8 protein-coding genes are annotated in these 12603 nt (G+C 70.8%); 2 read left to right on the plus strand and 6 right to left on the minus strand.

Features of this window, described 5'->3' with window-relative positions; translation table 11 throughout:
* The first annotated feature begins 102 nt into the window (after positions 1–102).
* Positions 103–645: an RNA 2'-phosphotransferase gene (locus PUR26_RS17990; protein WP_329873403.1), complete on the plus strand. Its 543-nt coding sequence runs from the start codon at positions 103–105 to the stop codon at positions 643–645.
* A gap of 193 nt (positions 646–838) precedes the next feature.
* Here the strand turns inward: PUR26_RS17990 and PUR26_RS17995 are convergent, their stop codons facing one another.
* Positions 839–1765 carry an LLM class flavin-dependent oxidoreductase gene (locus PUR26_RS17995; RefSeq protein ID WP_329873404.1) on the minus strand — a complete coding sequence of 309 codons (927 nt, stop codon included), beginning with the start codon at positions 1763–1765 and terminating at the stop codon, positions 839–841.
* A gap of 95 nt (positions 1766–1860) precedes the next feature.
* Between PUR26_RS17995 and PUR26_RS18000 the strand changes: the two genes are divergently transcribed.
* Entirely contained in the window at positions 1861–2721 is an 861-nt protein-coding gene (locus PUR26_RS18000) for a Cof-type HAD-IIB family hydrolase (RefSeq protein ID WP_329873405.1), read from the plus strand.
* A gap of 178 nt (positions 2722–2899) precedes the next feature.
* Here PUR26_RS18000 and PUR26_RS18005 read toward each other — a convergent pair whose 3' ends face one another.
* The 5 genes from PUR26_RS18005 to hisC form a co-directional block, all read right to left on the minus strand.
* Positions 2900–4588 carry a sensor histidine kinase gene (locus tag PUR26_RS18005; protein WP_329873522.1) on the minus strand — a complete coding sequence of 563 codons (1689 nt, stop codon included), beginning with the start codon at positions 4586–4588 and terminating at the stop codon, positions 2900–2902.
* 194 nt (positions 4589–4782) lie between these two features.
* Complete coding sequence (gene cydD, locus PUR26_RS18010; protein WP_443077098.1) at positions 4783–8499, minus strand: thiol reductant ABC exporter subunit CydD; 3717 nt, start codon at positions 8497–8499, stop codon at positions 4783–4785.
* Between the two features lie 6 nt (positions 8500–8505).
* On the minus strand, positions 8506–9507 hold the full coding sequence (gene cydB / locus PUR26_RS18015; RefSeq protein WP_329873407.1) for a cytochrome d ubiquinol oxidase subunit II: 1002 nt from the start codon (positions 9505–9507) through the stop codon (positions 8506–8508).
* Between the two features lie 17 nt (positions 9508–9524).
* Positions 9525–11048: a cytochrome ubiquinol oxidase subunit I gene (locus PUR26_RS18020; RefSeq protein ID WP_329873408.1), complete on the minus strand. Its 1524-nt coding sequence runs from the start codon at positions 11046–11048 to the stop codon at positions 9525–9527.
* Positions 11049–11433: 385 nt separating this feature from the next.
* Positions 11434–12531, minus strand: coding sequence for a histidinol-phosphate transaminase (gene hisC, locus PUR26_RS18025; protein ID WP_329873409.1), 1098 nt, complete (start codon positions 12529–12531; stop codon positions 11434–11436).
* Positions 12532–12603 lie beyond the last annotated feature (72 nt).

Here is a 12603-nt window from a genome sequence, read left to right on the forward strand (position 1 = left end):
ACCTGTCAATTTACTTGTGGATAACATGAGTTGGCTGTGGATCAAACCTGTAAGCCACCATTTGTATGGCGTCCGGCACGTGATGCCTGACACGCTGACCGCATGGACGACAGACGCACCGTCAAGGTGTCGAAGTACCTCTCGAAGCACCTGCGCCACCAGCCCGAGCGCATCGGTCTGGCCCTCGACGCGAACGGCTGGACCGGGATCGACGACCTGCTGCGCGCGACCGCCGCACACGGCTTCGCGATCAGCCGGGCCGAGCTGGAGCACGTCGTCGCCGTCAACGACAAGCGGCGCTTCACGATCGACGGCGACCGGATCCGCGCCAACCAGGGACACACCGTCGAGGTCGATCTCGACCTGCCGCCCGCGACCCCGCCCGCGTACCTCTACCACGGCACCGTGGCCGGCAGTCTGGCGTCGATCCGCGGCGAGGGCCTGCGCCCCATGGCCCGCCACCACGTGCATCTGTCGCCCGACCGGGAGACGGCGACACGCGTCGGTGCCCGCCGAGGACGACCGGTGGTGCTGTCCGTGGACGCGGGGGCGATGCACCGGGACGGCCATGTGTTCCACGTGACGGCCAACGGGGTCTGGCTGACCGACGCCGTACCGCCTGCCTACCTGCGCTTCCCCACCTGATCCCCGCGCTCTCCGGCACCCGGCCGTTCAGGCCGCCCGCTACCCCGCTGCCCGCACGCGCCCACCCCCCGCACGGACGGCCTGAACGGCCGGCGGAGAGCGCCCGTACGGGGCTGCGGGACGGCGGGACGGCGGGACGGCGGGACAGCAGGGCAGCGGAGATGTCAGCGACACGGGGATCGACGGGACGGAACTACTTCGCGCAAGCGCCCTGATCCGACTGCCCGAGCTGCCCGAGCTGTGCGAGCCCCTCGGTCGCGATCCGCTCGTAGACCGCCTGGTCCGCGGCGAACATCGAGTCGGCGATCGGCGCGTGGAGCACGATCTCGGTGAAGCCGAGCTCGAAATGCCGTCCCGCGAAGTCCACGAAGGCGTCGAAGGACTCCAGCGGCCGGTCGGGGGTGAATCCCGTCAGAAGGATCTTGTCGAGCTCGCCGACGTTCCGGCCGACGTCCGCGCACGCCTTTCCGAGCTTGTCGATCTGGCCGCGGATCGCCTCGCGGGACTCCTCCGGCGTGCCCGTCTCGAAGAGCTTCGGGTCGCCCGTGGTCACCCACGCCTGACCGTGCCGGGCCGCGAGCTTCAGGCCCCGCGGACCGGTCGCGGCGACGGCGAACGGCAGCCGCGGCCGCTGGGCGCACCCGGGGATGTTGCGTGCCTCGTCCGCCGAGTAGAACGTCCCCTCATGGCTGACGGAGTCCTCCGTCAGCAGCCGGTCGAGCAGGGGCACGAACTCGGCGAAGCGGTCGGCCCGCTCGCGCGGCGTCCACGCCTCCTGCCCCAGCGCCGTCGCGTCGAACCCGTTGCCGCCCGCCCCGATGCCCAGGACGAACCGGCCACCGGAGATGTCGTCCAGCGAGATCAGCTCCTTGGCGAGCGTGACCGGGTGACGGAAGTTCGGAGAGGTGACGAGGGTGCCCAGACGCAGCCGCTCGGTTGCCGAGGCCGCAGCCGTCAGCGTCGGGATCGCGCCGAACCATGGGCCGTCGCGGAAGGTCCGCCACGACAGGTGGTCGTAGGTGTATGCGGAGTGGAAACCGAGCTGCTCGGCCCGGAGCCATTCGTCACGGCCGCCCTCGTGCCAGCGGCGGATGGGGAGAATCACGGTACTCAGACGCATGCACCCGACCCTACGCCGACCGGGTGACAAACCCATGCGGCTCAAATGTGCACCTGTCCGCACGCCCGTGCAGGCTCGTACGGGAGAATGGAAGCGTGACCTCAGCGACCTCTCCCCGACCGCAGCCGACTGCTCACCGCACTCCCCGGCTGATCGCGACCGACCTGGACGGCACGCTGCTGCGCGACGACAAAACGGTCTCGGAACGCACGATCGCGGCACTCGCCGCCGCGGAGGAAGCCGGCATCGAGGTCTTCTTCGTCACCGGCCGGCCCGCCCGCTGGATGGGGATCGTCAGCGAGCACGTCCACGGCCACGGGCTGGCGATCTGTGCCAACGGCGCCGCGGTGGTCGACCTGCACGCCGGCGGGCAGCTGCTGGAGAGCCGCCCCCTGGAGCGGGAGGTCGCGCTCGACGTCGTACGGCTGCTGCGGCGCGAAGCGCCCGGCACCACCTTCGCCGTCGACATGACCACCGGCGTCCACTACGAACCGGACTACCCGCCGTTCTACCTGGACGTCGGCGCGAGCGTCGCGGCCGCGGAGAAGCTGCTCCACGAGGACGAACCCGGCAGCGGCGATCCCGTGCTGAAGCTGCTCGCCCTGCACCGGGAGCTGTCCCCGGACGATTTTCTGGCCCTGGCCCGTACGGCAGCCGGTGACCGCGCCACGATCACCCGCTCCAGCCCGACGGCGTTGCTGGAGGTCAGCGGCCTGGGCGTCTCGAAGGCGAGCACGCTCGCCCTGTGCTGCGCGGAACGGGGGATCTCCGCCGACGAGGTCGTCGCCTTCGGGGACATGCCGAACGACATCGAGATGCTGTCGTGGGCGGGCAGGTCGTACGCCATGGGCAACGCCCACCCGGACGTGATCGCCGCCGCTTCCGGGCGCACCGTCGCGAACAACGAGGACGGCGTGGCTCTGGTCATCGAGGACATCCTCCGGAACAGCCGGTAGGACCACCCACCCGACCGGCCGGACGCGCACCGTCCGGCACGGCGCCGGAACCACCCGCACGACCGGCGCCACCCCCGGCCGGTCCGGAGCCACCCCTACGGCTCCGTCGACTCGCCGGGGCCCGCGCGGGCGTTCCGATCCTGCCGCGGGTACCAGTGGGCGGGCGGCCGCCTCGCGGCTACAGCGGCGCCTCCCATACGACCGTCGTACCGCCACCGCCCTCGCCGAGCCCCGGCCCGCACCAGCTCGCTCCGCCCAGGGACTCCGCCCGGCGGGCCAGATTGCGCAGACCGCTGCGCCGTCCCCCCTCCGGGATGCCGACCCCGTCGTCGGCGACCGTCAGCCGCACCCCCTCGACGCCCCGCGAGAGCTCGGCGGTCGCGTCCACCACGACCTCCATCCGGTGCGCTCCCGCGTGCCGGAAGGCATTGGAGAGCGCCTCGCGCAGCGCGGCGACCAGGTTCTTGCCGGTGAGCTCGCCGACCGCCGTGTCGACCGGGCCGACGAAGCGGTGGGACGGCTTGAAGCCGAGCGGTACGGCCGCCGTGTTGATCTCCCTGAGTACGCGGGTACGCAGGCTCGACGGCGCCTCGGCCGGCCCTTGCTGGAGCGCGAAAATGGCGGTACGGATCTCCTGGATGGTCACGTCCAGCTCGTCCACGGCCTTGCCGACGCCCTCCCTCACCGCGGGCACGCCCGATCCCCGCTGGGCGCTCTCCAGCATCATGCCGGTGGCGAAGAGCCGCTGGATGACCAGATCGTGCAGGTCACGGGCGATACGGTCGCGGTCCTCGTACACCGCCAATCGTTCGCGGTCCCGCTGCGTCTCCGCCATCATCAGCGCCAGCGCGGCCTGGGAGGCGAACTGCGTGGCCAGGGTGCGTTCCATCGCGCTGAACCGGCGGGCCCCCGGCGTCCGGGGAGTGGCGAGCGCGCCGAGCACCCGGCCGCCGCTCTGCAACGGCAGCAGCATGCAGGGCCCGTATCCCTGCGACAGGTTGGTGAGCAGCCGTGCGTCGGCGGCCGGGTCCGTCACGAACACCGCCTCACCGTCCAGCAGACGCGTGACGACCGGATTGTCCGGCGGGACGACCAGGCCGAGCGAAGAGGCCGGCGCGTCGGAGGAGACGGCGACGATCTCCAGGCCGCCCTCCTCGGCCACCAGCAGCACGATCCCCGCTGCCGAGCCGGCGAGCCGGCGCGCCTGTTCGGCGACGATCGAGAGGGCGTCGTCCGCGTCGCCGCCGGACAGCAGTGCGGTCGTCACGGCCACCGAACCGTCGATCCACCGCTCGCGCTGACGGGCGGCCTCGTACAACCGGGCGTTGCCGATGGCGATGCCCGCCTCGGTCGCGAGCACCCGGACCATGTGCAGGTCCTGGTCGGTGAACTCCGTCCCACCGGTCTTCTCCGCCAGGTACAGGTTGCCGAAGACCTCGCCCTGCACCCGGATGGGAACGCCCAGGAACGTACCCATGGGGGGATGCCCCGGGGGGAACCCCGCAGCGCGCGGATCGGCGGTCAGATCGGCCAGCCGGATCGGCTGCGGCTGGCCGAGGAGAGCGCCGAGCAGCCCGGTGTGCCCGTCGGGGCGGCGGCCGATCCGCTGTTCGAGCTCCTCGGGAACACCGTGCGTCACGAAGGCGGACAGTCCGTCCCCGTCTTCGTCGACGACGCCGATGGCGGCGTAGCGTGCGCCGGCCAGCTCGGCGGCGGTCTCGCAGATGCGATCGAGGGTGGAATCGAGTTCGAGCCCGCTGCCGACGGACCGCATGGCCTCCAGCAGTTGCGGCACACGGGCGGTCAGCTCGGTGGACAGGCCCTCGAAACCGCGGGGCGCCCGCGCCGCCGCCTCCGGCTCCTCCATCGGTTCCGGGGAGTGCCCTGTGTCCGGACCGTCCGCCGGCTCCCGGGGACCCGCCGCGGCCAGGCCGTCCTTCGGTTCGGGCACCGTCATAGCCCTGAGCCTAGTTAGTCCCGTTTACGGGGGAAAGTCGGCTCTCGCCGACCGTCACCCGTCCTCACCCGTCCTCACCCGTCCTCACTCGCGCTCACTCGTCCTCACCGATTCGCGGGAGCCGCCTGTACGAGATCGGCGGCCCGCTCCCGCTCCAGCATGCGGCGCAGAGGACCGTCGACGGCGGCCAGTTCGGCGTAGGGGCCCTGCTGCACCGTCCGGCCCTCCTCCAGCACGACGACCTCGTCGACGGCGTCCAGCCCGCGCAGCCGATGCGTGATCAACACGGTCGTACGGCCCTCGGTCGCCCCGAGCAGGTCGTCGGTGAGCGCGTCGGCCGTGGCCAGGTCGAGGTGCTCGGCCGGCTCGTCCAGGACGAGCACGGGGAAGTCGGCGAGGAGCGCGCGGGCGAGCGCGAGCCGCTGCCTCTGGCCGCCGGACAGCTGGGCGCCGTGCTCGCCGACGAGGGTGTCCAGCCCATCGGGCAGGGCTTCGGCCCACTCCAGCAGCCGCGCCCTTTCGAGGACCCTGAGCAGGGCGTCGTCGTCCGCGCCGGGGCGGGCCAGGCGCAGGTTCTCCCGGATGGAGCTGTCGAAGATGTGGGCGTCCTGGGCGCAGAGCCCGACGAGGCGGCGCACGTCGTCGCCGTCGAGCGAGGCAGCGTCCGCCCCGCCGATCCGGTACGTCCCCGCACTGCTGTCGAGGAACCGCAGCAGCACCTGGGCGAGTGTGGTCTTGCCCGAGCCGGACGCGCCGACGACGGCGATCCGTCGGCCGGCCTCCAGCCGCAGGCCGAACCCCGCGAGGGCGTCGCGTTCCTGACCGGCGTACCGGGCGGTGATCCCGTGCAGCTCCAGCGGGAAGGCGCTGTCCGGTGCGGGCGCCGGACACCGCGGCTCCCGTACGGGCACGGGAGCGTCGAGGACCTCGTGAACCCGCTCCGCACTCCGCTTGACGCGCTGACGGTACTGGACGGCCAGGGGCAGGCCGGCGACCGTTTCGAACGCGGCCAGCGGAGTCAGGACGACGACCGCGAGCGCCACCCCGTCGAGCCGTCCGTCGCGCACGGCCTGGATACCCATGAACGCGGCCCCGGCCACGGTCGCCCCGCAGACCAGCGCGGAGAGTCCGGCGCCCAGAGCGGCCGCGGACGCCTGCCGCGAGGCGATGCGGGTCAGCGCGGCGTCCGCCGCGCGGGCGCGGTCCTCGCGGTCCCGCAGGGCTCCGGCGACGGTGAGCTCGGCGCAGCCGCGCAGCAGATCGACGACCCGGGCGGCGAGCACGCCGCGCGCCGGGGAGAGCCGGTTCTCGGCACGGCGGGCGGTCGCACCGCTCACCAGAGGAACGACGACCCCGGCGAGCAGGAGCCCGGCCGCCAGGACGAGACCGGCACCTGGCACCAGCCAGGCGGTGAACCCGACGGCCCCCGCGCCGACGAGCGCGGCGGTCGTGACGGGCAGCAGCCAGCGCAGCCAGTAGTCCTGGAGCGCGTCCACATCGGACACGAGCCGCGACAGCAGGTCGCCGCGCCGCACCCGCCGCAGCCCTGCCGGGGTGATCCGTTCCAGCCTGCGGTAGACGCCGACCCGCAGCTCCGCGAGCATCCGCAGCACGGTGTCGTGCGACACCAGCCGTTCCGCGTACCGGAACACGGCCCGGCCGATCCCGAAGGCGCGCGTCGCCGTGACGGCCACCATCAGGTGGAGGACGGGCGGCTGCTCGGACGCCCGCGAGATGAGGAACCCGGACACGGCCATGAGCCCCACCGCCGACGCCACCGCCAGGCTGCCCAGCAGCAGCGCGAGGGCGAGCCGGCCACGCAGCTCCCCCGCGATGTCCCGGACCCGGCCGAGCACACCCCGTCCGCGTCCTCCGCGACGTGCGTCTCCCCCCTCGGCCCCGTCCGCGCCGTCGGTTCCCTCGGCCCCGTCGGCTCCCTCGGCCCACGCACCGGCGAGGCCGGGCGCGGAAGCCGTACGCAGACCACCGACCAGGCCGAAGGTCTCGTCGAGCTCACCCGCCGAGGTCAGGGCCGCGTCGGTGTGTGCTCCGGCCGCGGAGCTGTCCGCCGACGGCCGAGAGGCCGTGGTCCCGGTTCGCGAAGGGCTCAGGGTGACCACCCGGTCCGCGATGCCGAGGAGCGCGGGACGGTGGACGACGAGGAGCACCGTCCGGCCCTCGGCGAGCCGGCGTACCGCGGCCACCACACCCGCCTCGGTCTCGCCGTCCAGAGCCGCGGTCGGCTCGTCCAGCAGCAGCAGCGGCCGGTCGGCGAGGAAGGCCCGGGCCAGTGCGAGCCGTTGACGCTGGCCCGCCGACAGGCCCGCGCCGTCCTCGCCGAGCAGTGTCCCCGCCCCGGCCGGCAGCGCGCTCACGAAGTCGAGCGCCCCCGCGTCCCGCAGGGCGTCGCACACCGCGTCGTCGTCCGCTTCGGGCCGCGCCATCCGTACGTTCTCCGCGATGGTGCCCGCGAACAGGTACGGCCGCTGCGGCACCCACGCGATCCGCTCGCGCCACCGCTCCAGGTCCAGCGACGAAAGATCCCAGGAGGGCCCCGCCGAACCGTCCACCACCGACGGCCCGTCCACCGCCGAACCGTCCACCGCCGGCGCACGGTCCATCGCCGTGATCCGGATCCGGCCGCCCTCCTCGGGCCGGGCGAATCCGAGCACCACGTCCAGCAGGGTCGACTTCCCGACTCCGCTCGGCCCCACCAGGGCGACCGTCTCGCCCGGTTCCACCACCAGCGACGCCGCGTCCAGCGACGGTTCGGTACGTCCCGCGTGGCGTACCGTCACCGAGTCCAGCTCGATGCGCACCGGGCCGGAGGGCAGCGCCCCGGTGCCTGCCGGACGTACCGGGGTCTCCAGGACGGTGAAGATCTCCTCCGCGGCCGACAGTCCTTCGGCCGCCGCGTGGTACTGCGCCCCGACCTGCCGGAGCGGCAGATACGCCTCGGGCGCCAGGATCAGGATGACCAGCCCCGTGTACAGATCCAGGTCCCCGTGGACCAGCCGCATACCGACACCGACCGCCACCAGCGCCACCGAGAGCGTCGACAGCAGTTCCAGCGCGAACGACGACAGGAACGCGACGCGCAGCGTCCGCACCGTCGCCTGCCGGTACTCCGCGGTGATCGAGCGGATCGACTCCGCCTGCGCCTTCGCCCGCCCGAAGACCTTCAGCGTCGGCAGCCCCGCCACCACGTCCAGGAAGTGCCCGGACAGCCGGGACAGCAGCTTCCACTGCCGGTCCATACGCGACTGGGTGGCCCAGCCGATCAGCACCATGAAGATCGGGATGAGCGGCAGCGTGCCCACGATGATCGCCGCCGAGACCCAGTCCTCGGTGACGATCCTCGCCAGCACCGCTACCGGCACCACCACCGCGAGTCCGAGCTGCGGCAGGTAGCGGGAGAAGTAGTCGTCGAGCGCGTCCACACCCCGCGTGGCGAGGGCGACCAGCGATCCGGTCCGCTGCCCACTGAGCCAACCCGGGCCCAGCGCTGCCGCGCGCTCCAGCAGCCTGCCTCGCAGTTCGGACTTCACCGCGGCACTCGCCCGGTGGGCGGCCAGCTCGGTCAGCCAGGACACGGCGCACCGGCCGGCCGCGACGGCCACCAGCAGGCCCAGGGGCGTGGCCAGGTTCTCGACGGACAGATCCTCCTCGAACCCGCCCACCACCACCTCGGCGATGAGCATCGCCTGCGCGACGACCAGCGCCGCCCCGACCAGGCCGAGGGCCACCAACGCCGCCAGGAAGAGACGGGTGGCGCGGGCGTACCGGAGCAGACGCGGGTCAATCGGTTTCACGTGAAACATCCCCCACTAGTGGGCGTCGGCGATGTGCTGCGTACCGATCCGCTTGCGGAACACCCAGTACGTCCAGCCCTGGTAGAGCATCACGATGGGCGTCGCCACCACGGCACACCAGGTCATGATCTTGAGCGTGTACGGGCTGGAGGCCGCGTTGGTGACGGTCAGACTCCAGGCCGGGTCCAGGGACGAGGGCAGGACGTTCGGGAAGAGCGTCAGGAAGAGCATCGCCACCACAGCGGCGATCGTGATTCCCGACAGCGCGAACGACCACCCCTCACGACCGGCCTTGATGGCCCCGACCGCACCGACGAGGGCGAGCACCGCGACGGCCATCGCGACCAGACTCAAGGAGTCACCGCGGGAGACCTGGGTCCAGAGCAGGAATCCCAGCGCCGGCGCACCCGCGACGAGCCCGAGCCGAAGCGCCAGCTTCCGCGCCCTTCCCCGGATGTCCCCCACCGTCTTGAGCGCGGCGAACACCGCACCGTGGAAGGTGAACAAGGTGAGAGTGACCAGCCCGCCCAGCAGGGAGTAGGGGTTGAGCAGGTCGAAGAGGCTGCCGACGTAGTCCTTGGACGCGTCGATCTTCAGCCCCCGGACCATGTTGCCGAAGGCCACTCCCCACATGAACGCCGGGATCAGCGAGGTCCAGAAGATCGTCTGCTCCCAGTTGCGCTGCCAGCTCTCCTCGGGCCGCTTGGCCCGGTACTCGAAGGCCACACCGCGCAGGATGAGGCAGACCAGGATCAGCAGCAGCGGCAGGTAGAAGCCGGAGAAGAGTGTGGCGTACCAGTCCGGGAACGCGGCGAAGGTCGCCCCGCCCGCTGTCAGCAACCACACCTCGTTGCCGTCCCACACCGGTCCGATGGTGTTGATCAGCACCCGCTTCTCGACGCGGTTGCGGGCGAGCAGCTTGGTGAGCACTCCGATTCCGAAGTCGAAGCCCTCGAGGAAGAAGTAGCCCGTCCACAGGACGGCGATGAGTACGAACCAGACGTCGTGGAGTTCCATGCCTCAGCTCCCAGTCCTCAGTACGAGAAGGCCATCGGCCGGTCGGCGGCGTCCGGGCTGTCGGGGTCCCTGTGGTGCCCACCGATCCTGGTGGGCGGGTTGAGATCCGCCTCGGTGAGCTCGGGCGGGCCGGCCTTGACGTACTTCACGAGCAGCTTGACCTCGATCACGGCGAGCACGGCGTAGAGCGTCGTGAAGACGATCATCGAGATGAGCACTTCGGCCTGCGACACACCGGGGGAGACCGCGTCCCGGGTACGCAGCACGCCGTACACGACCCAGGGCTGTCGGCCCATCTCGGTGAAGATCCATCCCCACGAGTTGGCTATCAGGGGGAAGGCCAGGGTCCACAGCGCCACGAGCCAGTACAGCTTGGTGAACTTCGGGCTCAGCGCCTTCCTGAAGAGCACGAGGTTCGGCACCTCGTCATCCCCCACCCTCATCGCCTGTGGCAGCAGGAACTTCTTCCGGGTCAGCCAGAGACCCAGCAGGCCCAGCGAGAAGGAGGCCATACCGAAGCCGATCATCCAGCGGAAGCCCCAGTAGGCGACGGGGATGTTCGGCCGGTAGTCGCCCGGGCCGTACTTCTCCTGCTCGGCCTTGTTGGTGTCGTTGATGCCGGGGACGTACGACGTGAAGTCGTCGTTGGCCAGGAAGGACAGCAGCCCCGGAATCTCGATGGCGACCTTGTTGTGGCCCTTGTCCACATCGCCGATGGCGAAGATGGAGAAAGGCGCCGGCCCTTCGCCCTCCCACAGCGCCTCGGCCGCGGCCATCTTCATCGGCTGCTGCTTGAACATGACCTTGCCGAGGAAGTCACCGCTGACCGCGGTCAGCATGCCGCCGATCACCACGGTGACCAGGCCGAGGCGCAGGGAGGTCTTCATCACCGTGATGTGCTTCTTGCGCGCCAGGTGGAAGGCGGCGATGCCGACCATGAACGCGCCACCGGTGAGGAAGGCCGCCGACATGGTGTGGAAGACCTGGGTGAGGGTGGTGTTCTGGGTGAGCACCGCCCAGATGTCGGTGAGCTCGGCCCGGCCGTTGCCGGGGTTGATCCGGTAGCCGACGGGGTGCTGCATCCAGGAGTTGGCGGCCAGGATGAAGTAGGCGGAGAGGATCGTGCCGATCGAGACCATCCATATGCAGGCCAGGTGGATCCTCTTCGGCAGCTTGTCCCAGCCGAAGATCCACAGGCCGATGAAGGTGGACTCGAAGAAGAAGGCGATCAGCGCCTCGAAGGCGAGCGGCGCCCCGAAGACGTCACCGACGAAGCGTGAGTAGTCGGACCAGTTCATGCCGAACTGGAACTCCTGGACGATGCCGGTGACGACACCCATCGCGATGTTGATCAGGAAGAGCTTTCCCCAGAATTTGGTGGCCCTGAGGTACTTCTCCTTCTCCGTTCGCACCCATGCGGTCTGCAGACCGGCGGTGAGCGCGGCGAGGGAGATCGTCAGGGGCACGAAGAGGAAGTGGTACACGGTGGTGATACCGAACTGCCACCGCGCCAGCGTCTCTGGCGCCAAAGCCAGGTCCACGACATCTGCTCCTTACCGCGCCGCCGATTCCGGTGCATCGCAGGAGGAACCAGGCGCGCTTGTGAAAGCGTTCACATTCACAAGCATTATGTACTACATGAAATACGCACGGGAAGCCGGGGGCCCTCTTTCCTGAAAATTCAACAACCTGTTGAAACCGGCCACGCGGCCGCTCCTCCCCCCGGCTGCCGGCCGGCCGATCATGGCCATGGAGAAACCCCCACGAGCGAGCGCTCATGGGGGTCGATCGCCCCTCCCGGGATCAGGCCGGCGATCCGGCACGATCCGAAACGAGAGACGCTGGGGAGTGTCCGGAAAGTGTCGGCGCCCACCTGGAGGTCGCGGTCCAGGCGGGACTTCCCGGACGCCCCCGAGATCCCTTCCTTCAGATCCCTTCCTCGCGGAACGACTCCGTCACCCGCAGGAGGATGTCGTTCGCCTCCGACTCGCCGATCGTGATCCGCACACCCTCCCCCGGGAACGGACGCACGACCACTCCCGCCTTCTCGCAGGCGGCAGCGAAGTCGAGGGTGCGCTCACCGAGCCGGAGCCAGACGAAGTTGGCCTGCGTCTCGGGCACCGTCCAGCCCTGGGCCACGAGCCCCTCGTACACCCTCGTGCGCTCGCACACCAAGGAGCCGACGCGCCCGAGGAGCTCGTCCTCGGCACGCAGCGAGGCCACCGCCGCGTCCTGCGCCAGCTGGCTGACCCCGAAGGGGACCGCCGTCTTGCGCAGGGCCGCGGCCACCGGCTCGTGGGCGATCGCGAAGCCGACCCGCAGCCCCGCCAGCCCGTACGCCTTGGAGAACGTGCGCAGCACGGCCACATTGGGACGCTCACGGTAGATCTCGATGCCGTCCGGCACCTCGACGTCGCGGATGAACTCGCGGTACGCCTCGTCCAGCACCACCAGCACGTCGGACGGCACCCGGTCCAGGAATCGTTCCAGCTCGCCCCGGCGCACCACCGTGCCGGTCGGGTTGTTGGGGTTGCATACGAAGATCAGCCGGGTCCGGTCGGTGACCGCGTCGGCCATCGCGTCCAGATCGTGCACATCGCCCGCGGTCAACGGCACCTGCACCGATGTGGCGCCGCTGATCTGGGTGATGATCGGGTAGGCCTCGAAGGACCGCCAGGCGTACATCACCTCGTCACCGGGGCCCGCCGTGGACTGGATGAGCGACTGCGCGACACCGACGGAGCCGGTGCCCGTGGCCAGATGTGTGACCGGCACGCCGAAGCGATCCGCCAGCTCCTCCATCAGGCCGGTGCACGCCATGTCCGGGTATCGGTTGAAATGGGCCGCCGCCGCGAGGGCACTCTCCATCACACCCGGAAGCGGAGGGTACGGGTTCTCGTTGGAGGACAGCTTGTACGCGACCGGGCCTTCCACCGCGGCCGCCGCGGGCTTGCCCGGCTTGTAGGTGGGGATGCCGTCCAGCACGGCGCGCAGCCTGGGGCTGGTCCCGCTCGTCTCGCTCACTGTGGTCCTCCTCGACCGTCCGTACCACCAATACTGCTCACCTTATGAGGATTCCCGGCCGCTGCGAATGGT

This window comes from Streptomyces sp. SP18CS02 (assembly GCF_036322365.1).
Lineage (GTDB): Bacteria > Actinomycetota > Actinomycetes > Streptomycetales > Streptomycetaceae > Streptomyces.